The 22994-nt window shown below is 61.6% G+C and carries 23 protein-coding genes; 10 read left to right on the forward strand and 13 right to left on the reverse strand.

The annotated features are described in order from the left end of the window. Positions 1-420 precede the first annotated feature (420 nt). The 4 genes from AACY25_RS00645 to AACY25_RS00660 form a co-directional block, all read right to left on the reverse strand. Positions 421-1182: an SDR family oxidoreductase gene (locus tag AACY25_RS00645; protein ID WP_339521895.1), complete on the reverse strand. Its 762-nt coding sequence runs from the start codon at positions 1180-1182 to the stop codon at positions 421-423. Continuing rightward, entirely contained in the window at positions 1183-2112 is a 930-nt protein-coding gene (locus AACY25_RS00650; RefSeq protein WP_339521896.1) for an alpha/beta hydrolase, read from the reverse strand. Continuing rightward, positions 2096-3571, reverse strand: a complete 1476-nt coding sequence (locus AACY25_RS00655) for a flavin-containing monooxygenase (protein WP_339521897.1) — start codon at positions 3569-3571, stop codon at positions 2096-2098. The genes AACY25_RS00650 and AACY25_RS00655 overlap by 17 nt, the downstream gene beginning before the upstream one ends. A 238-nt stretch (positions 3572-3809) precedes the next feature. Further along, entirely contained in the window at positions 3810-4655 is an 846-nt protein-coding gene (locus AACY25_RS00660) for a glycosyltransferase (protein ID WP_339521898.1), read from the reverse strand. A 211-nt stretch (positions 4656-4866) separates the two neighbouring features. Here AACY25_RS00660 and AACY25_RS00665 point away from each other — a divergent pair, with 211 nt between their 5' ends. The 4 genes from AACY25_RS00665 to AACY25_RS00680 all read left to right on the forward strand — a co-directional run bounded on the left by AACY25_RS00665 (position 4867) and on the right by AACY25_RS00680 (position 9074). After that, a complete protein-coding gene (locus tag AACY25_RS00665; protein WP_339521899.1) occupies positions 4867-5889 on the forward strand; it encodes an AraC family transcriptional regulator in 1023 nt (340 codons plus the stop codon). 1032 nt (positions 5890-6921) lie between these two features. Continuing rightward, positions 6922-7461, forward strand: coding sequence for a methyl-accepting chemotaxis protein (locus AACY25_RS20875; RefSeq protein WP_445262124.1), 540 nt, complete (start codon positions 6922-6924; stop codon positions 7459-7461). A gap of 224 nt (positions 7462-7685) precedes the next feature. Next, the gene (locus AACY25_RS00675) at positions 7686-8570 is read left to right on the forward strand and encodes a DNA-3-methyladenine glycosylase family protein (RefSeq protein WP_339521903.1); all 885 of its coding nucleotides are present in this window, start codon (positions 7686-7688) and stop codon (positions 8568-8570) included. 6 nt (positions 8571-8576) lie between these two features. Continuing rightward, complete coding sequence (locus AACY25_RS00680) at positions 8577-9074, forward strand: methylated-DNA--[protein]-cysteine S-methyltransferase (protein WP_339521905.1); 498 nt, start codon at positions 8577-8579, stop codon at positions 9072-9074. A 13-nt stretch (positions 9075-9087) separates the two neighbouring features. Here the strand turns inward: AACY25_RS00680 and AACY25_RS00685 are convergent, their stop codons facing one another. The 5 genes from AACY25_RS00685 to aroC form a co-directional block, all read right to left on the reverse strand. After that, entirely contained in the window at positions 9088-9642 is a 555-nt protein-coding gene (locus tag AACY25_RS00685; RefSeq protein ID WP_339521907.1) for a histidine phosphatase family protein, read from the reverse strand. A 2-nt stretch (positions 9643-9644) separates the two neighbouring features. Then, positions 9645-9836 carry a PLDc N-terminal domain-containing protein gene (locus tag AACY25_RS00690; RefSeq protein WP_275961538.1) on the reverse strand — a complete coding sequence of 64 codons (192 nt, stop codon included), beginning with the start codon at positions 9834-9836 and terminating at the stop codon, positions 9645-9647. A 74-nt stretch (positions 9837-9910) separates the two neighbouring features. Further along, positions 9911-10459, reverse strand: a complete 549-nt coding sequence (locus AACY25_RS00695) for an acireductone dioxygenase (protein WP_339521908.1) — start codon at positions 10457-10459, stop codon at positions 9911-9913. Between the two features lie 53 nt (positions 10460-10512). Continuing rightward, positions 10513-11664 carry an MFS transporter gene (locus tag AACY25_RS00700; RefSeq protein ID WP_339523774.1) on the reverse strand — a complete coding sequence of 384 codons (1152 nt, stop codon included), beginning with the start codon at positions 11662-11664 and terminating at the stop codon, positions 10513-10515. A gap of 58 nt (positions 11665-11722) precedes the next feature. Then, complete coding sequence (aroC, locus tag AACY25_RS00705; protein ID WP_339521910.1) at positions 11723-12814, reverse strand: chorismate synthase; 1092 nt, start codon at positions 12812-12814, stop codon at positions 11723-11725. 162 nt (positions 12815-12976) lie between these two features. Between aroC and AACY25_RS00710 the strand changes: the two genes are divergently transcribed. Both AACY25_RS00710 and AACY25_RS00715 read left to right on the forward strand, forming a co-directional pair. Further along, positions 12977-13969: an alpha/beta hydrolase gene (locus tag AACY25_RS00710; protein ID WP_339521912.1), complete on the forward strand. Its 993-nt coding sequence runs from the start codon at positions 12977-12979 to the stop codon at positions 13967-13969. A gap of 64 nt (positions 13970-14033) precedes the next feature. After that, entirely contained in the window at positions 14034-14825 is a 792-nt protein-coding gene (locus AACY25_RS00715; protein ID WP_339521914.1) for a hypothetical protein, read from the forward strand. Here the strand turns inward: AACY25_RS00715 and AACY25_RS00720 are convergent. Together AACY25_RS00720 and AACY25_RS00725 are read right to left on the reverse strand one after the other, a co-directional pair. Continuing rightward, complete coding sequence (locus AACY25_RS00720) at positions 14822-15655, reverse strand: helix-turn-helix transcriptional regulator (protein WP_339521916.1); 834 nt, start codon at positions 15653-15655, stop codon at positions 14822-14824. The genes AACY25_RS00715 and AACY25_RS00720 overlap by 4 nt on opposite strands. A gap of 3 nt (positions 15656-15658) precedes the next feature. Further along, a complete protein-coding gene (locus AACY25_RS00725; protein ID WP_339521917.1) occupies positions 15659-16228 on the reverse strand; it encodes a GNAT family N-acetyltransferase in 570 nt (189 codons plus the stop codon). Between the two features lie 243 nt (positions 16229-16471). On the opposite strand from AACY25_RS00725, the gene AACY25_RS00730 reads away from it, so the two are divergent. Next, complete coding sequence (locus AACY25_RS00730; protein ID WP_339521919.1) at positions 16472-19948, forward strand: hybrid sensor histidine kinase/response regulator; 3477 nt, start codon at positions 16472-16474, stop codon at positions 19946-19948. Here the strand turns inward: AACY25_RS00730 and prmB are convergent, their stop codons facing one another. Beyond that, the gene (gene prmB / locus AACY25_RS00735; protein ID WP_339523776.1) at positions 19949-20857 is read right to left on the reverse strand and encodes a 50S ribosomal protein L3 N(5)-glutamine methyltransferase; all 909 of its coding nucleotides are present in this window, start codon (positions 20855-20857) and stop codon (positions 19949-19951) included. 109 nt (positions 20858-20966) lie between these two features. Further along, positions 20967-21101, reverse strand: coding sequence for a hypothetical protein (locus tag AACY25_RS00740; RefSeq protein WP_339521921.1), 135 nt, complete (start codon positions 21099-21101; stop codon positions 20967-20969). Positions 21102-21258: 157 nt separating this feature from the next. Here AACY25_RS00740 and AACY25_RS00745 point away from each other — a divergent pair, with 157 nt between their 5' ends. The 3 genes from AACY25_RS00745 to AACY25_RS00755 all read left to right on the forward strand — a co-directional run bounded on the left by AACY25_RS00745 (position 21259) and on the right by AACY25_RS00755 (position 22932). Continuing rightward, positions 21259-21855, forward strand: a complete 597-nt coding sequence (locus AACY25_RS00745; RefSeq protein WP_339521923.1) for a cysteine hydrolase family protein — start codon at positions 21259-21261, stop codon at positions 21853-21855. Between the two features lie 123 nt (positions 21856-21978). Continuing rightward, positions 21979-22299: a hypothetical protein gene (locus tag AACY25_RS00750; RefSeq protein ID WP_339521925.1), complete on the forward strand. Its 321-nt coding sequence runs from the start codon at positions 21979-21981 to the stop codon at positions 22297-22299. Between the two features lie 60 nt (positions 22300-22359). Then, on the forward strand, positions 22360-22932 hold the full coding sequence (locus AACY25_RS00755) for a Smr/MutS family protein (RefSeq protein ID WP_339521927.1): 573 nt from the start codon (positions 22360-22362) through the stop codon (positions 22930-22932). Positions 22933-22994: the final 62 nt, after the last annotated feature.

The following is a 22994-nucleotide window of genomic DNA, read 5'->3' on the forward strand; positions in this document are numbered from 1 at the left end:
GCTAAAGAACCAACTAGGTGTCGATACTGCAGTGCAACGACCTGGTAAACGCTTTCCCATTGCTACCGCCAGAGCCTCAGCGGTGTTGCGGCACCGATTGCAGTGCCGCCCGAGAATCAAGCGATCACGCTGCTTGATATGTCATAAGCCAGACCTGAAACCAGGACTGGTCAACGCAGGCTTGTTCAGAGCGAACAAGTCAGAAGCGTTAGTTGCAGACTAGTCCCATAAAACAGTCTTTGCCCAGGGAAAGTTGTTAGATCCTGTATCGGGCCGGCTGCGCGTCGGCGATACGGCGTTAGAAATGGCCTCGGGCTGCTCATTTACAACCGTAAACTCCGCGCCCTCGGCCATTTCTGCCTTGTCTCGCTCTAGCTCGCGCGCCCGGAAACAGGCTCTAGCCTAGATATAGCCAGGGAGTTACTCGCGGCTTAACCAAGCCATGATGTGCCGACTCAGCCAAACAGGCGTCAGTTGGCCGGACCAGAACAGCAGCTTGAATTGCAGGCTGATCGGCCGATGTACCGCCCTGCTGCGGGTTTGCACCCAGGCGGCCTGAGCCACGGCTTCGGCCTCAAGGTTAACCCCCAAACGCCGCAGCACCGGGGCCTGGAAGCGCTGGTTGTTAAGCATCGGCGTGCTGACAAACGGCGGCATCAGGTCGCCGACGCGGATGCCGTACTTGGCCCACTCCAAGTCCAGCGCCTCGGTCAGCCCGCGCACGGCGAACTTGGAGGCCGAGTAGCTGGCCAGATGCGGCACGCCGTAGACGCCTGAAGCCGAGCCCATATTGATCACCTGGGCATCGGGTGTGGCTTTCAGATAGGGAAAGGCCGCGTGGGTCATATTCAGCAGACCCTGCACGTTGATCTGCAGGATGCGCGCATGCTCGCTCAACTCGATTTCCTCGAAGTGCCCGCACTGCAAAATCCCCGCGCTGTTGAACAGCAGGCGCAACTGGCCGCCATGCAGGGCGCAGAAGTCCGCCAGAGCGACCTTCACTGCCGCTGGGTCACTTACATCCAACTCGGCATGCCAGACGTTACCCAGCTCGCCCGCCAGCTTGGCCAGCGCCTGGTGGTTGATATCCAGCAAACCGACCTGCCAACCATGCTGATGAAACAGCCTGGCAGTGGCCGCGCCGATCCCCGAGGCAGCGCCGGTAATCAGGATATTGTTCACTCAGCAGCCCCGCTCACGCAGAAAGCTCACCACTTCAGCCAGGGCAAAATCGGCGGCCTTGAGCATGCCGGCGTGAGCCTGGAACACATGCCATAGGTCCGGATAACGCTGCAGGCACACATCCACGCCGGCGGCCTTGGCCTTGTCGGCAAAACGCAGGCTGTCATTGAGCAGAATTTCATCTTCGCCCACCTGAATCAGCAGCGGGGCCAGGTCCTGCAGATCGGCATACTGCGGCGACATACCAGGATCGTCAGGCGCCAGCCCGGCCGGGCAATACAGCGCCAACGCCTGCGCCGCCCATTTTGGATGAAGCAGTGGGTCGCCCGCTGGCGGCTCGTGTATCTGCGTAAAGGAAAAATCAGTGACCGGGGAGAAACACACCAGCGCCGCCGGTTGTGGCGCCCCCAGATCGCGTAGACGCAGGCTGGTGATCAGGCTCAGGTTACCGCCAGCCGAGTCGCCACCGATCACGATCTGCTCAGGCTTGTAACCCAGCGTGATCAGTTCCTGAAACGCTGCCAACGCATCTTCGCGAGCAGCTGGGTACTGATGCTCCGGGGCCAGGCGATAATCCAGGGCGCAGACCTCCATCTGCCCGCGTTTGGCCAGGTGCGCGCAGATCGTTCTGTGCGTGCTCGGCCCGCCGATCAGGTAAGCGCCGCCATGCAGGTAGAGCAACACCGTGCCGCGTGGACTCTGCGGGCGATGCCATTCGCAGGGCCGGCCGCCCAAGGAACCGGCGCTACGGGTGATGCCGCGCGGCGCCGGGCTGGCTGCAGTCAGCAGGCGCAGCACCGCGCGCTGCCCGGCAATCGGCATCGGTGGCCGTACCAGGCCACGGAACAGCAGGCGCAGGCTGGTACGCAAGACGCTGCGCAACAACGCCTGATCCGCGGCTGGGGCGGTGAATTCAACGGGTGCATTCATAGTCATCGGGCTCCGGTGCGCGGGTCTGCAGGCGATAGGTAAAGGTATAGCCCGGCCAGTTATTGGTGCTTTTGCCGGCGGAGGTTTTGTACCAGCTTGAGCAGCCCTGCTCCCATATCGTTCGATGTGAGCTGGCCTGCACCTGCTGGTTGTAGCGCTGTTGCACCGCAGCTTTTACGTCGAGGTAGCGTATGCCCTGCTGGCGCAGCAAATCGATGCAGCCGAGCACATAACGGAACTGGCTTTCGAGCATATAGATGATCGAGTTGTGTCCCAGGTTGGTATTGGGCCCGTAAAGGATAAACAGATTGGGAAAGCCGCTAACGCTGATGCCCTTGTAGGCCTCGGCGCCGTCGCGCCAGGCCTGGTTCAGCTCCTGCCCACCGAGCCCGCGAATCTGCATCGGCGCGAGAAAATCGGTGGCAGCAAAGCCGGTGCCGTAGATCAGCACATCGCACGGGTGCTCGCGGCCATCGGCGGTGATGATTGCCCGCTCGCTGACGCGGCTGATCGCCTCGCTTACCACCGTCACATTGGGCTGCGCCAGGGCCGGAAAGTAATCATTGCTGATCAGGATGCGCTTGCAACCCATCGGGTAATCCGGCTGCAGCTGCGTGCGCAGCTGCGAATCACTGATGTGCTGATTAAGGTGCCGTTCAAAGCTGAAGCGAAACAGCTTCATCAACCACGGCATGCTGATAAATGCCAGGCCACGCACTTCGTGCTGCAGGTACTTGAGACCACGGTCGATGCGCTGCAGCCAGGGCAGCCGACGCATTATCGCCAGCTCCCAAGGCCGATAGGCGCGGTCCGGCTTGGCCAACACATAGGCCGGCGAGCGCTGGAACAGCTGCAGCTGCGCGACCTTGGGCTGGATCTGCGGAACAAACTGAATCGCCGAGGCGCCGGTGCCGATCACCGCCACACGCTTGCCAGTCAGATCCAGATCATGACGCCAACGCGCCGAGTGAAACGTCTCGCCGGCAAACGTCTCGATCCCCGGCAACGCCGGATAGGCCGGCTGGTTGAGCTGACCGCAGGCACTGATCAGCACCTCGGTGCAGAATGCTTCGCCATTGCTCAGGGTCACCCGCCACAGCGCAGCCGCCGCATCGAATGCGGCCGAGGCCACCTCGGCATTGCAGCGAATGCGCGAGCGCAGCTGGTACTTGGCCACGCAATGCAGCATGTAGCCGTGGATTTCCGCCTGGGGCGCAAACTTGCGGCTCCAGTCGCTTTTCGGCTCGAAGGAAAACGAATACAGGTGCGACGGCACATCGCAGGCCGCCCCCGGATAGCTGTTGTCGCGCCAGGTGCCACCGATTTCTGCGGCTTTTTCCAGCAGCAGAAAATCCTCGATACCGGCCTTCTGTAACTGAATGGCCATGCCCAGACCGCCAAAGCCGCTGCCGATAATCAGCACGCGCAAAGGTACTGTCGAACGGGAATTGTTATGCATTGTTATCTCCCCAATTGCATCTGCCTGACTGCACAGAATGCTACTTGCCTGGGTAGATAAGGGTTATGGGATAGCCGGACAACGGATTGTGACTTTCGGACAGCCCGCATGAACACGGAGGCTAAGGCTCTAGCAGTACAGGTAAATGTCCGAGCAATCGGAACACCCACAGAGCTCGAGTCAGTAATGGCAAAGTACGCCGCTCAACACTCAGTGGGCGCGGATGTGCCCGCTGCGACTACCAGAACTTCCACCAGCGTTTGGGCCGCGTCACGCGGTTGCCGGTATAGGTCTTTTGCGAAAACTTGGGGAAATCGCCAAAAGCTTCGGGCAATCGGTAGTTGTCCAAGCTGTAACCATTGTCCAGCGCTTCCTGGTAGTAACGGTCGAAGAGGCTCTGCAGGTCTTTGCGCGGATGCGCCATGACTTGGCCATCAAACCAGTGCTTTCGCCCTTCCCCAGCCAGACGCGGAATCGAGAGATAGTGGGAGAACTGGGTGCCCATATCCGAATAGTGAAGAATCTTGACCTGCTCGATCGGGCTGTTCTCGCCATCGATATTGTTGTATTCGGTGTCGAACGGCTGAATAACACCGGTATTAACCTTGTAGTACTTTTTGAGCTGCTGGTGGGTCTCAGGTCGACCCTTGATTTCCTCGATCAGAGGCAGGTGCTTTTCAGCCGCGGCGCAGTCCCACATCGACACGCAGAACCGCCAAGACTCCTGCCCACCCTTGGCCATAACCACCTTGCCTGGCTCGAAGGGCAGTTGCCAGAGTTCGGCCAGATCGCACAAGACGATCACGTCCGTGTCCATATAAATAGCCCGGCCCTGGTAGCCGCAATAGGCAGGAATGCCCCAGCGAAACCCCGAGAACGGCGTGGGCCAGGCTTCGGTGCGCCAGCCTTGCTGCAGCTCCGGGTTGGCATGCCAGAAGCTCTGCGGATCGCGAGAAAGCTGCATCCAGTGGATTTCGACCGGCATGGAGCAATGCTTACGGATGCTGTAGTCCAGCACCATCATCTGCTCCAGATCACAATCGTTGGGGTCACATCCAACGAATACTTTGATCACTCCCTGCATATCTCTAAGCTCCTATGCCAATGCCTGGCGCCGCTAGGCACGAATATGTGCCTGCCCTAAAAGTCGAACGAAAATTCCGCGTACGCTAATGCTTCGCCGCGGGCAGATCAAGCGCCAGACTGCAACACTGGCGGCTGCGTAAGAGGCCTCCGCGTTGCAGTTTAGAACTGTGGCATAGTCGCTCCATCTGCTGTGACTTTCGGACAACCGCATGTCAGCCGCCCCTTACACCCTGCCCCGGCGCACTATCACCAGCGTGCAACTGCTGACCCAGCTGGGCATCGACCATGGCTTGAGTGTCGAACGCTGCCTGCACAACACCGGCCTAAGCCCCCTGCAATTGGCCGAGCTGCACAGTGAAATCGAGGGCGCGCAGGAACTGCAGTTGATCCGCAACCTGATCGACGCCCTGCCCGCGCAATACGACCTAGGCCTGCAGGCCGGCCTGCGCTATCAGCTGACCACCTACGGCATCTGGGGTTATGCCCTGCTCAGCAGCCAGACCTTCCGCCAGGCCGCCGACCTTGGCTTGCGTTATCTGGACCTGACCTTTGCCTTCAACCGCATCACCTTGTGCGAAGACGTCAGTCAGGCGCATCTGCAGTTGGATGGCAGCCACTTGCCGGACCAGGTGCGCGATTTTCTCCTGCTGCGCGATGCCGTGGCGGTGATGGTGATTCAGCGCGAACTCACTGGCGCCAAGATCCCCCTGAGCCGGGTGCAACTGAGCATGCCGGCGCCAGCTGATCCGGCGCGTTTTATCGAGCAATTTGGCCTGCTGCCGGAGTTCGCCTGCGCACAGAATCGCATCAGCTTCCCTCGCCACCTGCTCGACCTGCCCCTGCCCCGCGCCAATCCACACAACGCGCAACTCTGTGAGCTGCAATGCCAGGCTCTGCTGGCCAAACGGCAAGTGCGCAGCGGTCTGGCCGGACAGATTCGTGATCGCTTGCTCAGCACACCCGGCCGGCTGCCGGATATGGAGCTGATTGCCAACGAGCTGAATATCAGCAGCCGCACCTTGCGCCGCCGCCTGGAAGATCAGGGCAGCAGCTTTCGCCAGTTGCAGGAGGAAGTGCGCCAGGCCTTGGCCGAAGAACTGCTGGCCATCGCCAGCCTGAGCCAGGAGGAGATTGCCGAACGCCTGGGCTACAGCGAGGTGTCGAACTTTCTGCATGCGTTCAAACGCTGGAAAGGCCAGACGCCCGGCCAGTACCGCCAGGCACTGACCTGAAAGCGCGACTGACAAGTCGTCGGCCAGGGTGGCACTTTGCCATCTCATCCGCCAAATTGGCACTTTCCACCCTCGAGTCGGCGGCCATTTACGCCGATACTGCTGAACAACCTACTGACTGGAGTTTTCATGCGACAGGGTTTCCTTGGGCAGTTCCTGCCACATGACTTGACCGACCAGGCTAGCGTTCTGTTGGCCCGCACCCTGGCTTTCAGCGGTTTGTGCAGCGTGGTTATCGGCCTGTACAGCTGCATCAAGTGGGGCCGCATGGGCAACGAGGCGCTGATGTACGGCTCGTTGCTGTTGGTACTGGGCATGCCGCTGATGCTGCTGGTCATGCGCAGCGCCGTGCTGCCGCTGGCTGTGGCGGCGAATATGGCGCTGGCCTGCATGGCCAGCTACTCGATGCTGCTGATCTACCAGCTAGGCGGCCTGCACTCGGCACATATCTACTGGCCGGCGGTAATCATCGTCTTCGCTTACCTGCTGGCGGGCGCACGCAGCGCCATGGTCTGGAGCCTCGTGCAGGTATTGTTCGTGTTCTGGCTGATCCGCCTGGAACGCAGCGGTGCGAGCCTGCCGGTATTCGAACTGAGTCCACGGGATGCGGCGGTGAACACCTACTCCGGGTTTATCCTGCCGGTGCTGACCGTGTGGCTGGCGCAGTGGTACAGCGCACAGCTGCGCAACCAGGCGCTGGCCGATGCCGAGCTGGCGCTCAACGAATCCCGCGAGTTCGGCCAGCGCGCCGCGCGCAATCAGGAGCAGCTCGGCGGTATCGTCGATGAAGTACGCAGCACCGCCAGCGACCTTTTGCAAATGGCCGGTCAGCTGCAACAGACCCTCGGCGGCATTCGCCAGCGCTGCCAGAGCATCGACACCGATGTGCAACAGCAGGCCGACGCCATGCATCAACTGGATCTGGCCCTGCATGAAGTGCTGGACAGCCTCGCCTCCAGCACCGACCACATGCAGCAGCTCAGCCAGGACACCCAGCACAGCAGCAGCCAGGTGAATGCCTGCGCCCAGCGTATGGAAGACGCCCAGGCCAGCATGCAGGCGATTCAGCAGAGCAACCAGCGCATCGCCGAATCCATGCAGATGATCAGTGCCATCGCTCAACAGACCAACCTGCTGGCGCTTAACGCAGCCATCGAAGCGGCGCGGGCCGGCGAACATGGCCGCGGCTTTGCCGTGGTTGCCGATGAGGTGCGCAACCTCTCGCGGCGCAGCAACGAAACCGCCGATACGGTGCAGAACGTACTGGGCCAGTCGCAGCAAATCATCGACACCGGCGCGGCCCAGGTCAGCGATGTCGGCACTGCACTAAGCAGCAACGCTGGGCTGACCGACAACCTCTCTAGCTCGATTCTGCGGCACAGTCAGGCACTCACCCGCGCCCACCAGCAACTGCTGCACGTGCGCGACAACAGCGCCGCGCAACGTGACGCCAGCCAACGCCAACGCGCCGCCAGCGCCGAACTGCTGGATGCCCAGGAGACCTTGGTGCATCTGGGCCAGCAGCTGGAACAGTTGTCGCATCAGTTGCATCAACGGGTCGCCAGCGCTTAGCACCTACGACGACCTGTTGCGCGTCGGCCCTGCTGCGTTAAAAACAGGCTCGGAATGCTCATGTACAGCTCGTACACTCCGCTTCCTCGCCTGTTTTTGCCTTGCAGGACTCTAGCTCACGAGGTCGTAAACAGGTTGTAAAACGAGCACATCCCATCCTACCTACCCTGTTTGAAAGTCAGTTCTGCGCTGACAGTCGGCCGGGCTGCGGTTATTGTTCGGCCATGAGCCAATCAGCCCACACCCTATTACTGAGCTACCAGCCGCCCTGGCAGTGGCAACAGTTCCATGCGCACTTTGCCCTGCGCGCCCTGACTGGGGTGGAAAGCGTGCAAGCGCACAGTTACGCGCGCAGCGTGCACCTCGCGGGCCAACATGGCTGGTTCCGCGTGCAACCCCTGGCTGATCAGTACGCGCTGCAACTGCAGTACAGCGAATCGCTGCAGCCCTGTTTGGCGGCACTTACCGCGCGGGTGCGCAAGATGTTTGACCTGGACTGCCAGCCGCAGCAGATCAGTGCGCATTTTGCCAACGATGCGCAGCTCGGGTCGCTGGTTGCGCGTAACCCCGGATTACGCCTGCCGACCGCCTTCGAGCCTTTTGAGCAGGCGGTGCGAGCCATCGTTGGCCAGCAGGTTACCGTCAAGGCGGCGGTAACTATCACCGGTCGCCTGGTTACCCGCCTGGGCAAACCATTGCAGTTTGCCGATGCGGCCGATATCCAACGGCTGTTCCCCGGCCCAGCAGCCATCGCCGAGGCCAACCTGGATGGCATCGGCATGCCCGGCAAACGCGTACAGACCCTGCAACGCTTCGCCGCCCAGGTAGCCAGCGGCGAGCTGCGCCTGGATCTACAAGACGGCTACACGGCCTTTGTCGAGCAACTCTGCGCCCTGCCCGGCATCGGCCCGTGGACAGCGGAATATATTGCCCTGCGCGCTTTTGGCGAGGTCGATGCCTTTCCCGCCAGCGACCTGGGGCTGCTCAAGGCGCCGGTATGGGGTGCGGCTGGCATCGACGCCAGACAGCTCAAGGCCCGAGCCGAAGCCTGGCGACCCTGGCGCGCCTACGCTGCCGCACACCTGTGGCACAACTACTCAGAGGGATGACGCCGGATGTTCTACCGCTACCACGACAGCCCAATCGGCCGCCTGCTGTTGGCCGCTGACGAAATCGGCCTGCAAAAACTGCTGATGGATATCGATGACAAGCCCTGGCATATCGGCGAACACTGGCGCAGCGCCGCCGATGAGCTGGATGAGGTGTGCCGGCAACTGGATGAGTATTTTGCTGGGCGTCGACAGCGCTTCAAAGTACGCCTGGCGCCGCAAGGTACGGCGTTTCAGCAAGCCGTTTGGCAGGCGCTGCAGGCCATCCCGTTTGGTCGCACCAGTTGCTACAGCGCCCTCGCCGCCGAGATCGCGCGGCCCAAGGCAGTGCGCGCTGTCGGCACGGCCAACGGCGCCAACCCGATTGCCATCATCATTCCCTGCCATCGGGTGATCGGCCGCGACGGCAGCCTTACCGGTTATGCCGGCGGGCTGCCGCGCAAAGCGCTGTTGCTCAAACTGGAAGGGGCGCAACTGCCAGAACAGCGGATGCTGAGTATTTAAAGCACGCGACGATTCAGGGCTGAACTCGCGCCAATACACGCGCAGGAGCCTCTAGCGGTAATGCCAGAATCAGCCCCTCACCTGACGCGGGGTAGATGCCGGTCAACGCAGTGATATTGACCTGATGGGAAACCAGCACCAAAGACGCACCACGGGGTTGCGCATTGATCTGCTCGATCAGCGCGGCGGTCTGCTCACGGGCGGTATTGGGTGTTTGAAAGAATGAATCCAGGGCTGGCAGCGCTTCGACTGCGCCCAAGCCCATTTCGCGAGCGGTGTCCTGCGCGCGGCACCAGCGACTACTGAGCAGGCGCGGCTCAATCCATTGGCTACGCAACAACAGGCCCCAACGCTGAGCCTGTTCACGACCAAACTGACTGAGATTGCGCTGAGTACGGCAATCACTCAGCTGGAAGTTCGCCGGATCACCGGTGCCGGGCGCTGTGGCATGGCGCAACAGCATCACGGCGCGGCCTTCACGCAGCGCGGTCCAGGCGTGCTTATCGCTGGCCTGGGCTGTGCCGCTCAGCAGGCAAAGCGCTAATAACCACGCGCCTGCCCGCAGCATGACTAAAACTTGACCGTGCCACGGGGGCCCATCAGCGCCCAAATGATCAGGCCGATCACCGGCAGCAAGACGATCAGCAAGATCCACAACACCTTGATGCCCGTTTCTGCGTTGCTTTTGATGACACTGAGAATCGCCCAGATATCCAGCGCCAGAATGACCAGCCCCAATAAACCGTTGAATGTTGAACCCATTATTTGCCGCTCCTATGCGAAGGTTTCGCTTAACTAGGATAGACGCTAGTTATAAGAGTTCAGCGCTACGGCAATCAGCAGTCATCCAAGCCAGCAAACGCGGCCGCAAAATCACCGGCTAGCGGGGTAAAAACCGCTACCTGCGGACTATCAAACAGGCGCAATACCGCAAAGCGCGGGTGTTCACCGCCATCAAACCAATGCGCCGTGCCAGCTGGCAGCAGCAGCAAGTCGCCCTTCTCGCCCAACAGGCTGTAGACGTACTCGCCGATATGCAGCGCCAGCAGGCCGCGTCCAGCCAGGTAGTAATGCAGATGCGCCGGCTGACAGCTTTGCTCCACACGCAGGGCACGGGCCAGCTCACTGCCCTCGCCGCGCTCATCACATAGGCTCAGGGCCTCGGCGCTGGCATAGCCATGCTGGGTCATCAACTGGTCAGTCTGCACGCGGCTGGCCGCCAGCAGTTCATCACTGGCGGCGCCGGCCATGACTGGCTGCGCTACCGGCACCTGACTGAACTGCACGCCGACGGCGGCCAGGGTGCTGGCGATGTCTTCGACATGGGTCAGCAGCTTGTTCGGGTACTCGGGCGAGGACTGGTGGTAGACGGTCAGGCTGCTCATGGTCAGGACTCTCGTACGGTTTTAATTCAGGTGTTCAATTCGACGAATAAAAGCTAGGGCCGCTCATCACGCATATAGCACGCGGTGATCACCGCAGCCGCCAGGGCAATCACGCTGGCGATGGCAAAGGTCCAGGCGGCGCCGAGGCTGTGCCAGCTATAACCCGAATAGAGCGCCCCCAGCGCCCCGCCCACGCCCGCCAGCGCAGCATACAGCGCCTGGCCCTGGCCCTGCTGACGGTCGGCAAAGCTGCGTTGAACAAAATGCATGGCCGCTGCGTGGAAGCTGCCGAAGGTCGCTGCGTGCATCAGCTGAGCAAGCAGCAGCACCGGCAGATGTCCGGCCAGGTTGCCCAGCAGCAACCAGCGCAGTGCAGTAATCAGAAAACTCGCCAGCAGCACGGTACGCAGTGAATAGCGCGCCAGCAACCGGGCCATAACCATAAACAGCACGATCTCAGCAACCACGCCCAGCGCCCACAGCTGGCCGATCACCCCGCGCGGATAACCCAGGGATTCCAGGTGCAGGCTGAGAAAGGTGTAATACGGGCCGTTGCTCAGTTGCATCAGGCCGACGCTGAGGTAGAAGGCGAGAATCCCCGGCCGCCGCAGTTGCTGGAGAAAGCCGCCTTGGTCCTGGGTATTGGGGCGCATCTGCGGTTGCGCATTGGGCACCCACCAACTGCTCAGCACGATGCCGCCCATGATCAGGATCAGCGCCCAGGGATAGGCGTCCAGGCTAAGCACCTCGAACAGCTTGCCCAGGCCCACCACCGCGACGATAAAACCGATGCTGCCCCACAGGCGAATCTGGCTGTAGCGCGCGGCCTGCTCCTTGAGATGGGCGAAAGTAATCACCTCGAACTGCGGCAGCACCGCATGCCAGAAGAACGCATGCAGCGCCATGATCAGCGCCAGCCAAGCGTAACTCTGGCTGACAAAGATGCCGGCAAAGCACAGCAGCGTGCACAGTGCGCCGAAGCGCACGATAGCCAACCGCTGCCCGCTATAGTCACCCAGCCAACCCCAAATATTCGGCGCGATGCAGCGCATCAACATGGGAATGGCGATCAGCTCGCCGATCCGCGCCGCAGAAAAGCCCAGATGGTCGAAATACAACGCGAGAAACGGCGCGGTGGCGCCAAGCAGCGAGAAATAGAAGAAGTAGAAACCAGACAGGCGCCAGTAAGGCAATGCCGGGCTCATGCTGGGCATAAACCCGCAACCGTGCTGCGGGACGCGGTTGACCGCGCAGCAAGGCTAATCACAGCTGTGGCAGCACCGGCGTGCTGACCCGCACATCGGCATTCTGCGCGCGATGGCGCAGCAGGTGATCCATCAGCACGATGGCCATCATCGCCTCAGCGATTGGCGTAGCGCGGATGCCCACGCAGGGGTCGTGACGGCCCTTGGTGATGATATCCACCGCGTTGCCGTGAATATCAATCGAACGCCCCGGCGTGGTGATGCTTGAGGTTGGTTTGAGCGCCAAATGCGCAACAATCGGCTGCCCACTGGAAAGCCCGCCAAGGATGCCGCCGGCGTTGTTGGAGAGGAAACCCTCTGGGGTCATCTCGTCACGGTGCTCGGTGCCGCGCTGCGCCACGCTGGCGAAACCTGCGCCGATTTCCACGCCCTTGACCGCGTTGATGCTCATCAGCGCATGGGCCAGTTCGGCGTCCAGACGGTCGAAAATCGGCTCGCCCAGGCCCGGCATCACGCCTTCGGCGACCACGGTAATCTTCGCCCCGACCGAATCCTGATCGCGGCGCAACTGGTCCATATAGGCCTCCAGCTCTGGCACCTTGTCCGGGTCGGGACTGAAAAAGGCATTTTGCTCGACGGATTCCCAGCTCTTGAATGGGATTTCAATCGGCCCGAGCTGGCTCATATAGCCGCGAATCACGATGCCCTGGGACGCCAGGTACTTTTTGGCGATAGCACCAGCGGCGACGCGCATGGCGGTCTCGCGCGCCGAGCTGCGGCCACCGCCGCGGTAGTCACGCACGCCGTACTTGTGGTGATAGGTGTAATCGGCGTGGGCTGGGCGGAAGGAATCCTTGATCGCCGAGTAGTCCTTGGATTTCTGGTCGGTATTGCGGATCAACAGGCCAATCGAGCAACCCGTGGTCTTGCCCTCGAAGATGCCGGCGAGGATTTCCACCTCGTCGTCTTCCTGGCGCTGCGTGGTGTGGCGGCTGGTACCTGGTTTGCGTCGATCGAGATCACGCTGCAGGTCTTCCAGGCTAATCTCCAACCCCGGCGGGCAGCCATCGACAATGGCGACCAACGCCGGGCCATGGCTTTCGCCAGCGGTGGTGACAGTGAACAGCTTGCCGTAGGTATTGCCGGACATGTGCAAAACGCTCCGCGAAAATCAGCTCCGAGGCTACGCCAGCCGGCGCAAAACCCCACTTGAGTAAAGGCGGCGAGTATACCCGTGGCGTCCGTACAGATCATCCTCGAACCTTCAGGACGGATAAACGTCCAACTGGCTCACTCCTGGCAGTCCCTATCCATGACCCGAGTTTTTCTGTTGCCTCTGTTTCTCTGCAGCACCCTACTGCAAGCCGCTCCCGACACCACGCGCAGCAGCGCCCACAGCAGTGTGCAGCAAGCCATACGCCTACAGACAAACCAGGGCACGCTGCATGGCACGCTGCTCAAGCCCAGCAGCACCACCCCGGTGGCCGTTGCCCTGCTGATCGCAGGCTCCGGCCCCACAGACCGTGACGGCAACAACCCCGAAGGCGGCCAGAGCGACAGCCTCAAGCGCTTAGCCCAGAGCCTGGCCAAACAGGGCATTGCCAGCCTGCGTTACGACAAGCGCGGGGTGGCCGCCAGCCGCGCGGCCACCCCGAATGAGCGCGACCTCAGTGTCGAGGGTTATGTCAGCGATACGGTGGGCTGGGCGCAGCTGCTTAAGGCCAACCCGGCGTTTGACCGGCTGATTCTGATCGGCCATAGCGAAGGCGCTCTGATTGCCAGCCTGGCTGCCGAGCAGGCCCAGGCCGATGCTCTGGTGGCAATTGCCGGCAGTTCACGACCGATTGATCAGCTCTTACGCGAGCAGCTGGCCGCACGCCTTCCACCGCATCTGTTGGTGCAGAGCAATCAAATACTCGACCGCCTGCTGGCCGGGCAATTCAGCCCCAAGGTGCCCAAGCAGTTGCAGGTGCTGTTTCGCCCCAGCGTGCAGCCCTATCTGATCTCGCTGCTGCGGCAAAAACCCGGCGAGGCCTTTGCCCGGTTGCAGATCCCGGCGCTGATTGTGCAGGGCAGCCACGATATTCAGGTCAGCGTCGCCGATGCTCAGGCGCTGCAGGCGGCCAAGCGGGATGCCGAGCTGCTGATCATCCCCGGGATGAACCATATGCTGCGCATCAGCGCGTGGGATTTGCCGGCGCAACTGGCGAGCTATAACAATCCTCGGCTACCGTTGGCACAGGGGCTCGGCGAGCAGATCGCCCAGTTCATCCAGCGCAGCGGCCAAAAGCCACCCTCCAGTTAGCCGAGCGGCGGCCGATAAGCGCATCAGGCGACACCTGAAGATGTCGCGCACAGGATCGCCGTGTATGACCGACAGCCCCGCACCACAAACCGACCCTGACGCTGCCCCGCAGGCGGTCGTCGAGCAAGCCCATCCCTGGGCCGAGCTGGCCCCCGAGCACTTCAGCTTGTTACGCCTGGCCGCCCTGCCCACCGACCGCCACACCGGCGCGCGGCCCTTGCGCTTTATCCAGCTGGGCCGCGTCGAACGCCTGGGCAAACAGCACAGCCTGCTGCGCCTGACCCTGCAGCTGCCCGGCCAGCGCGTACGCAAAGAGCAGAACATCCTCGAAGTCTGGGCCGATCATCAGCAGCGCACGGTGCGCTTCGGCCCCGACACTGGCCTGCTGGTGCAGCCGGAAAACCGTGGCCTGGGACGTTTTATGCTGGCTCAGGGGATTAGCTGGGCACGTCAGCACTTCGCCAACTACCAGATAGAAAACACCCCACTGCAAAGCAAGGACGCCTTCAGCGATGAAGCCCGCGCCCGTCGCGACCATTGTCTGCAGGCCCAGGGCTTTGTGGTCGAATACCTCGACCCACTGAAAATCAAAGCGCAGTGTGGCGCGCCACGGGTTAGCTCGCTGCATGGCGACTGGCATACGGAAAAGGTCCAGATCGTCGAACTACTGGACGCTGCCAACATGTTGCAACAGGCCGATCAAAGCCTGCGCGAGCTGGAAGTAAAGGTGCGCAAGCTGGAAGCGCGCATTGATGTATTCAAACGCGAAGATGGTGGTTTGCGCTTTACCATCACCTGCCTGGTGGCCTTCTGCGTGTTTCAGGCGGGGTTGCTGATCTGGATTGCCACGCGCTAACGGATAGCGCTGGCCTGCCGATACTGCCCCGGCGCCACGCCATAGGCCTGTTTGAACTGCCGAGTGAGATGACTCTGGTCGGCAAAGCCCAGCTGCATTGCCACGCTTAGCGGCGCACAGCCATTTCTCAACAACGCCCGAGCCTGCTCCAGGCGGCGCTGCATCAGCCAGCTGTGCGGCGGCAAGCCGGTGGCGCGGCGAAACACCCGCGCGAAATGAAAAGGCGACAAACCCACCGCCTCGGCCAGTTGCTCCAATGACGGCGGTGCCGCCAATTGGCTGGCCAGTAATTCCTTGGCGCGAGTGACGGCATGCGGCTCATCACCCGGCACCAGCCCCTCAGGTAAGCGCGCATGGCGCTGAAACAGCAGCAGAATGGCCTCACGCCAGGCGGTTTGCAGTTGCAGCGCCGATGCTTGGCTATCCAGCAACTGATGCAGGGCGACAAACTGACGATGCAGCTGCGGATCATGCAACACGCTAAGGGCAAATGAGGGCATGCCCTGCTGACCTAACTCCAGCTCGGCCAGCACGCCACACACCTGCGCGTTGTCCGGGTAGAAACCGCGATAGTGCCAGCCCTGATCATGGGCCTTGGAGCCAGTGTGCAGCTCATCCGGGTTGATCAGCACCATGCTGCCAGCTGGCGCCAGATGATCACTACCGCGGTGGCGAAAGCGCTGAGCACCCTGCTCAATCACGGTAAAGACAAAGCCTTCATGCACATGGGGCGAAAAACGCTGCTCGATATAGTGCGCGTGCAGCAGCTCGATACCGCCCAGCTCGCGCGCCTGCCAGAAACGTGTTTGCTCGGTAGCCGCGCGTGCCATAGCTCAACCGCTGAAACGCGCCTCCAGCTGCAGCTTGATCGCCGGCCAGTCATGGTCGGTGATGCTGTAGAGCACGCTGTCGTCCAGACGCCCATCGGCGAGGCGACGGTGATTGCGCAGCAGGCCTTCACGCTGCGCCCCGAGTTTTTCGATGGCGCGTTGCGAACGCAGATTGCTGGCTGCGGTTTTCAGCTGTACGCGCACTAGCCCCCAGTTTTCGAACGCGTGCTTGAGCATCAGGTACTTGATGGTGGTGTTGAGGCCCGTGCCGTGCTGGCTACGATCCAGCCAGGTCCAGCCGATCTCCGCCGCAGGCAAGGTGTTCATAAAATCGCCGAAACGGGTGGTTCCCACCAACTGGTCGCCTAGGCGAATAACAAAGGGCAAGGCCTGCCCTTCACGCTGCTCGAGCAAGCCTTGGCGATACCAGTCGAGGCGCTGGCTGCCACTCATATAGATCAGCTCCTGGCGATTGGCTTCGGCAAGACTGATCAGGGCGGGAATATCGGCATCGACCATGGGTTCGATGCGTAATCCGCCACGTTGCAGGGTTATCAGTTGCGGCTTGAACATAGGGTCCCTCCTCGGACAGAGTCGCAGGCGCGACACGCTAACAGGGCCGGCATGTGTGCACAATCCACAACAGCAACACATTCTGCGCCAGTGCGACCTTGGTCGTACCTGACGCACCGTCACTTTGCTGCGAGACTGACACCCGTCATTTGCCGTGGGCGCTGATGCGGTAGGCTCTGGGCAGCCGCTGCGCCGCCAGATATGACCCCGGCAGCCCCCTATAAGTTTGTTTTCGGAGTTTGCATGACCCTGTCTAGCGGGCTGATCGCCGCGGTTGCGCTGATTTACATGGCCATTCTGTTCACCATCGCCTTCTATGGCGACCGCCGTGCCGCGCCCATGCCACCGAAAATTCGCGCCTGGGTGTATAGCCTTTCGCTGGCGGTGTACTGCACCAGCTGGACGTTTTTCGGCGCGGTAGGTCAGGCCGCCGAACAGCTCTGGTCGTTTCTGCCGATTTACCTGGGACCGATCATCATTCTGGTCTTCGCCCCCTGGGTGCTGCAGAAGATGGTGATGATCAGCAAACAGGAAAACATCACTTCAATTGCCGACTTTATCGCAGCGCGCTACGGCAAATCCCAGGCCCTCGCGGTGGTGGTGGCGCTGGTTTGCCTGGTCGGTGTATTGCCCTATATCGCCCTGCAACTCAAAGGCATCGTACTTGGGGTCAGCCTGCTCAGCGGTGCTGGCGCGGGCGCCAATGGCACTGGCGCCCAGGACACCGCGCTGATCGTCTCGCTGGTGCTGGCGCTGTTCACAATATTGTTCGGCACGCGCAACCTGGATGTCACCGAACACCACCGCGGTATGGTCTTGGCGATTGCCTTCGAGTCGCTGGTCAAATTACTGGCCTTCCTCGCTGTCGGCGCATTTGTCACCTACGGCCTGTATAACGGCTTTGGTGATTTGTTTAGCCAGGCCAAGGCCAGCACCGAGCTGGAGAGTTTTTGGGCCGAAACCGTCAACTGGCCGGCCATGATGACCCAGACGGGCCTGGCGATGATCGCCATCATCTGCCTACCGCGGCAATTCCATGTGACGGTAGTAGAAAACATCGAGCCCAAGGACCTGCGTCTGGCGCGCTGGGTCTTCCCCGCCTACCTGATACTCGCCGCGCTGTTTGTAGTACCCATCGCCCTGGCCGGGCAGATGCTGCTGCCGGCCGGCATCACCCCGGATTCCTTTGTGATCAGCCTGCCGCTGGCCGAGGCCCATCCCGCGCTGGCGATGCTGGCTTTTATCGGCGGCGCCTCGGCGGCCACCGGCATGGTGATTGTCGCTTCGGTGGCGCTCTCGACCATGATCTCCAATGACATGCTGCTGCCCTGGCTGCTCCGCCGGCAGAACACCGAGCGGCCCTTCGAGGCCTTTCGCCACTGGATGCTGAGCGCACGCCGGGTAAGCATCGTGGTGATTCTGCTACTGGCCTATGTGTGTTATCGCCTGCTGGGCTCCAATGCCAGCCTGGCGACCATCGGCCAGGTGTCTTTCGCCGCCATCGGCCAGTTGGCACCGGCGATGTTCGGCGCGCTGGTGTGGAAACAGGCCAACCGCCAGGGCGTGTTTGCCGGGCTGTTCGTTGGTGCGCTGATCTGGTTCTACACACTGGTCATGCCGCTGGTGGCACGTGGCCTGGGCTGGCCAACCGATGCTTTGCCAGGGGTGCAAACCCTGCTGTACGGGCCGATTGGTTTTCAGGTCGACCCGCTGACCCGTGGCGTGGTGCTGTCGCTGGCCGGCAACTTCCTGCTGTTTGCCTGGGTCTCCTACTTCTCGCGCACCCGGGTGGCCGAGCATTGGCAGGCTGGGCGCTTTATCGGCCATGACCTGGGCAACAAACCCAGCAACCGCAGCATGCTCGCGGTACAGGTTGGCGACCTGTTGCTGTTGGCCAACCGCTTTGTCGGCGAAGAGCGTGCGCGGCAGAGCTTTATGCGGTTTGCCTACCGCCAGGGCAAAGGCTTCGACCCCAACCAGACCGCCAACAGTGAATGGATCGCCCACACCGAACGCCTGTTGGCCGGCGTGCTCGGTGCATCATCGACCCGCGCGGTGGTCAAGGCGGCCATCGAAGGCCGTGAGATGCAGGTCGAGGACGTGGTACGCATCGTCGACGAAGCCTCGGAAGTGCTGCAGTTCAACCGCGCGCTGCTGCAAGGCGCCATCGAAAATATCACCCAGGGCATCAGCGTGGTCGACCAGTCGCTGCGCCTGGTGGCCTGGAACCACCGTTATATCGAACTGTTCAATTACCCCGACGGCCAGGTGTACGTCGGCCGGCCGGTGGCCGAACTGATCCGCTTCAACGCCGAACGCGGCCTGCTCGGCGGCGGCGATATCGAGGAACACGTCAGCAAGCGCCTGTACTGGATGCGCCAGGGCACTGCGCACACCTCAGAACGGCTATTCCCCAACGGCCGGGTGATCGAGCTGATCGGCAACCCCATGCCCGGCGGCGGTTTCGTTATGAGCTTCACCGACATCACCGAATTCCGCGAAGCCGAGCGTGCGCTCAAGGACGCCAACGAAGGCCTGGAACAACGGGTCGCCGCCCGCACCTTTGAACTGTCGCAACTGAATCAGGCATTGACCGAGGCCAAGGGCGTGGCCGAGGCCGCCAACCAGTCGAAAACCCGCTTTCTCGCCGCCGTCAGCCATGACCTGATGCAGCCGTTGAATGCCGCGCGACTGTTCTCTGCCGCCCTGTCCCACCAGGACGACGCCCTACCCGCCGACGCCCGCGAATTGGTGCGACATCTGGACAGCTCGCTGCGTTCGGCAGAAGACCTGATCAGCGACCTGCTGGATATCTCGCGCCTGGAAAACGGCCGTATCACCCCGGATCGCCACGCCTTTGTGCTGAACAACCTGTTCGACACCCTCGGCGCGGAATTCAAGGTGCTGGCCGCCGAACACGGCATGGACTTCCGCCTGCGCGGCAGCCGCCAGCGGGTCGACAGCGATATCAAACTGCTGCGGCGCATATTGCAGAACTTCCTGACCAATGCCTTCCGCTATGCCAAGGGCCGTGTACTGCTCGGCGTGCGCCGCAAGGGCCAACAGTTGCGCCTGGAAGTCTGGGACCGTGGACCAGGCATTCCCGACGACAAGCGCAAGGTGATTTTCGAGGAGTTCAAACGCCTGGACAGCCACCAGACCCGCGCTGAAAAAGGCCTGGGTCTGGGCCTGGCAATTGCCGATGGCCTATGCCGAGTGCTCGGTCACCAGCTGGAGGTGCGTTCCTGGCCGGGCAAGGGCAGCGTATTCAGCGTCACTATTCCTCTGGCCTTGCACGCCGAACCGCCCGTACTGGCCAGCCAGTCCGAACACAATGGCCAGGCACTGGCCGGCATTCAGGTGCTGTGCGTCGACAATGAGGACAGCATTCTCACCGGCATGCACAGCCTGCTGTCACGCTGGGGATGTCAGGTATGGACGGCGCGCAATCGACTGGAATGCGAACACCTGCTGAGCGAAGACGTGCGGCCGCAGCTGGCACTGGTGGACTTTCACCTGGATGACGGCGAAACCGGCACCGAGTTGATGGCCTGGCTGCGCACCCGGCTGGGTGAACCGCTACCGGGTGTGGTGATCAGCGCCGACGGCCGCCCCGAGCTGATCGCTCAAGTGCACGCCGCCGGCCTCGATTACCTGGCCAAACCGGTCAAACCGGCCGCTTTGCGCGCCCTGCTGAGCCGGCATCTGACATTACGTTGATCAACCATTCAGGCGCTGACGGAACAGCGCCTGGTGCTCACGGCATTGCGCGGCTGCGAGCAGGAATACGCCGTGACCGCCGCGCTCAAATTCCAGCCAGGTGAAATCGACTTCCGGGTACAGCGCCTCGACGTGCACCTGGCTATTGCCGACTTCAATAATCAGCAGGCCTTTTTCGGTCAGATGATCCGCCGCCTCGGCGAGCATACGTCGCACCAGATTCAAGCCATCTTCGCCACAGGCCAGGCCCAGTTCAGGCTCGTGCTGGTATTCGGCTGGCATATCGGCGAAATCCTCGGCATCCACATAAGGCGGGTTGGAGACGATCAAGTCAAAACGCTGGCCCGGCAGCCCGGCAAAACCATCGCCCTGCACGGTGTACACGCGCTCATCCAGGCCATGGCGCTCGATATTCTGGTTCGCCACTTCCAGCGCCTCAAACGACAGATCACCGAGCACCACTTCGGCCTCGGGGAACTCATAGGCACAGGCGATACCGATGCAACCCGAGCCGGTGCACAGGTCAAGAATCCGCGCTGGCTCCATCGCCAGCCAGGGCGCGAAATGCTGCTCGATCAGCTCGGCAATCGGCGAACGCGGAATCAGCACGCGCTCATCAACAATAAATGGCATGCCGCAGAACCAGGCTTCGCCCAACAGGTAAGCAGTCGGTACGCGCTCATCAATGCGCCGCGCGAGCAACGCGTGCAGGCACGTGTGCTCGTCGTCTTCCAGGCGGCAATCGAGGTAGCTGTCGGCAATTTCGTAAGGTAGATGCAGGGCGCCGAGCACCAGTTGGCGAGCTTCATCCCAGGCGTTGTCGGTGCCGTGGCCGAAGAACAGCTCCTCACCATGAAACCGACTGACCGCCCAGCGAATATAGTCGCGCACCGTGCGCAGGCGGGTTATGTGGGTATGTGTAGCGTCAGTCACGGTAGCTCTCCGCAGGAAAAGTCGCGCATTCTAGCCCATTGCACGCCCCGCAGAGCTCAACCCAAGCAGCATGAGAAAGCTGACCCTAGAGTCTGTTGCTGCGCGACTCATTGGGCGACGGTTCATCACGTTTGATACGCAGTTCGCGTAGCACAGCGATGGATATCGCCACGGCAAACAACAGCCAGAAATGTTCGGAAAACAGTGCAATCAGGTTCATATTGCAGCTCCTTTGCGTGTAATCGCCGGTCCTCGGCAGCCTCCCGATTCTGCTCGCCGCATAGGCAGCATGCAAGATCATCGACACCAAAGGTTCACAGCAGCGCAGCACAGGCGGACAATGGATGGACTGTCCATGCCAGCCTGGAGTTCCTGCCATGTCCGCCCCTAAAACGATGTTCGCCCTCACTGGCCGCAGCCATGCGCCCGCCAGCCTGAGCAATGCGACCTTGCTGATCATTGATGCGCAAGAGGAATACCGCAGCGGCGTGTTGCAATTACCGGGGCTGGATGCCGCGCTGGAGGAAATTGCCAAACTGCTGGCCGCCGCCCGTGAACGGGGTAGCGCCATCGTTCACGTCAAACACCTGGGCATTCCCGATGGCCTGCTCGACCCTCGTGGTCCACGCGGCTTGCACCTGCCGGAAGCAGCACCGCTGCCGGGCGAAATCATCGTCGAAAAACGTATGCCCAACGCCTTCAACGGCACTGATCTACATGAACGCCTGCAGGCCCTGGGGCATCTGGACCTGATCGTCTGCGGCTTTATGACCCATTCGAGCATCAGTACCACGGTGCGCGCGACCAAGGACTATGGTTATCGCTGCACCGTGGTCGATGCCGCCTGCGCCACCCGGGACCTGCCGACGCTCGACGGCCAGGTGATCAGCGCCGCAGAGATGCACCGCGCCGAAATGATTGCCCTGGCCGACAACTTTGCTGCCGTGGTGCCACACGCCAGCGCCTTGATCTGAATACGCGCCAGCGCACAGCAGTTCACAACTAGTCTATGAGCGCGAAGGTGCAGTTGAACCACGCTAACCCTGGCCGGTCATACCGCCGATAGCCACCGAGGAAATAGGCATGAGGAAATCGGAATGAAGCACTCCGATGGTTTTGATGCACGCCGTCTGCGCCCACGCACTACCGGCAACTGGCGCTTGCGCCTGGGCGCAGGCGTCGCGGCGTTGTTTGCCACGTTCGGCGTGTTGCTTAGTATGGCGGGCATTGCCACCTTTCTCGGCCGGCCGGCCTCGCTTGGCCCACTAAACGAATCGCCGGCCGCTGCCAGCATTGTGGTTATCAGCGGTCTGCTGTTGCTGAGTTTCGGCGTGATGCTCTGGCGCCGTTGCCGACGCCGCCTGCGCCGCACCAGCGATCTGAGCATGGCCCCGCATCTGATGAAAAAGCGCGACTAGCGCCAGGTAAACACGAGAGCCAGCAGCTTGGGTACACTAGCGGCCTTCGCGGAGGCCCTAATGCAAGACGATCCTAGAGACGATAACGAAAGCGCTTTGTTTAAAGCCGAGTTGCGCGGCGTTAAGCCAATCAAGCATGACCGCGCCGACACCGGTAAACCGAAACCCAACCGTGCCCAGCTGGCCACCCTGCGCCAAGCGGCCACCGCGCGCGTGGACTCGGTCAAAGTCGATGGCCTGTCCGACCAGTTCGTCATCGACGTAGGCGCCGAAGACCCGCTGTACTGGGCTGCCAATGGCGTGCAGGAAGGCCAGATGCGCAAGCTCAAGCTGGGTCAGATCAGCTTTGAAGGCAGCCTCGACCTGCACGGCATGAGTGTGGAAAAAGCCCGTGACACCCTGTGGGAATTTATCGCCGAGGCCAACAAGCTGGAGGTGCGCTGTGTACGCATCACCCATGGCAAGGCGGTGCGTATGGACGGCCGCAAACCAATGATCAAAAGCCACGTCAATACCTGGCTGCGTCAACACCCACAAGTACTTGGCTTTACCTCCTGCCTGGCCAAACACGGCGGCACCGGTGCGGTATATGTGATGCTCAAACGCACCATGATGGATGGTCGCGACGAATAAGCCCCTGTGGCTGGCGGCCTGCGCACTTGCCAGCCAGACCCTCGCGGCCTAACCTGCGCCCT

Origin of the sequence: Pseudomonas sp. EA_35y_Pfl2_R111 (assembly GCF_963970955.1) — a bacterium.
Classification (GTDB): Bacteria; Pseudomonadota; Gammaproteobacteria; order Pseudomonadales; family Pseudomonadaceae; genus Aquipseudomonas.

What these genes read in the sequence shown, in the direction of transcription:
- AACY25_RS00650 (WP_339521896.1), bottom strand. Translation starts at nt 2,112, where the DNA reads ATGAATGCACCCGTTGAATTCACCGCCCCAGCCGCGGATCAGGCGTTG.
- AACY25_RS00655 (WP_339521897.1), bottom strand. Translation starts at nt 3,571, where the DNA reads ATGCATAACAATTCCCGTTCGACAGTACCTTTGCGCGTGCTGATTATC.
- AACY25_RS00660 (WP_339521898.1), bottom strand. Translation starts at nt 4,655, where the DNA reads ATGCAGGGAGTGATCAAAGTATTCGTTGGATGTGACCCCAACGATTGT.
- AACY25_RS00665 (WP_339521899.1), top strand. Translation starts at nt 4,867, where the DNA reads ATGTCAGCCGCCCCTTACACCCTGCCCCGGCGCACTATCACCAGCGTG.
- AACY25_RS20875 (WP_445262124.1), top strand. Translation starts at nt 6,922, where the DNA reads ATGGAAGACGCCCAGGCCAGCATGCAGGCGATTCAGCAGAGCAACCAG.
- AACY25_RS00675 (WP_339521903.1), top strand. Translation starts at nt 7,686, where the DNA reads ATGAGCCAATCAGCCCACACCCTATTACTGAGCTACCAGCCGCCCTGG.
- AACY25_RS00680 (WP_339521905.1), top strand. Translation starts at nt 8,577, where the DNA reads ATGTTCTACCGCTACCACGACAGCCCAATCGGCCGCCTGCTGTTGGCC.
- AACY25_RS00685 (WP_339521907.1), bottom strand. Translation starts at nt 9,642, where the DNA reads ATGCTGCGGGCAGGCGCGTGGTTATTAGCGCTTTGCCTGCTGAGCGGC.
- AACY25_RS00690 (WP_275961538.1), bottom strand. Translation starts at nt 9,836, where the DNA reads ATGGGTTCAACATTCAACGGTTTATTGGGGCTGGTCATTCTGGCGCTG.
- AACY25_RS00695 (WP_339521908.1), bottom strand. Translation starts at nt 10,459, where the DNA reads ATGAGCAGCCTGACCGTCTACCACCAGTCCTCGCCCGAGTACCCGAAC.
- AACY25_RS00700 (WP_339523774.1), bottom strand. Translation starts at nt 11,664, where the DNA reads ATGAGCCCGGCATTGCCTTACTGGCGCCTGTCTGGTTTCTACTTCTTC.
- aroC (WP_339521910.1), bottom strand. Translation starts at nt 12,814, where the DNA reads ATGTCCGGCAATACCTACGGCAAGCTGTTCACTGTCACCACCGCTGGC.
- AACY25_RS00710 (WP_339521912.1), top strand. Translation starts at nt 12,977, where the DNA reads ATGACCCGAGTTTTTCTGTTGCCTCTGTTTCTCTGCAGCACCCTACTG.
- AACY25_RS00715 (WP_339521914.1), top strand. Translation starts at nt 14,034, where the DNA reads ATGACCGACAGCCCCGCACCACAAACCGACCCTGACGCTGCCCCGCAG.
- AACY25_RS00720 (WP_339521916.1), bottom strand. Translation starts at nt 15,655, where the DNA reads ATGGCACGCGCGGCTACCGAGCAAACACGTTTCTGGCAGGCGCGCGAG.
- AACY25_RS00725 (WP_339521917.1), bottom strand. Translation starts at nt 16,228, where the DNA reads ATGTTCAAGCCGCAACTGATAACCCTGCAACGTGGCGGATTACGCATC.
- AACY25_RS00730 (WP_339521919.1), top strand. Translation starts at nt 16,472, where the DNA reads ATGACCCTGTCTAGCGGGCTGATCGCCGCGGTTGCGCTGATTTACATG.
- AACY25_RS00740 (WP_339521921.1), bottom strand. Translation starts at nt 21,101, where the DNA reads ATGAACCTGATTGCACTGTTTTCCGAACATTTCTGGCTGTTGTTTGCC.
- AACY25_RS00745 (WP_339521923.1), top strand. Translation starts at nt 21,259, where the DNA reads ATGTCCGCCCCTAAAACGATGTTCGCCCTCACTGGCCGCAGCCATGCG.
- AACY25_RS00750 (WP_339521925.1), top strand. Translation starts at nt 21,979, where the DNA reads ATGAAGCACTCCGATGGTTTTGATGCACGCCGTCTGCGCCCACGCACT.
- AACY25_RS00755 (WP_339521927.1), top strand. Translation starts at nt 22,360, where the DNA reads ATGCAAGACGATCCTAGAGACGATAACGAAAGCGCTTTGTTTAAAGCC.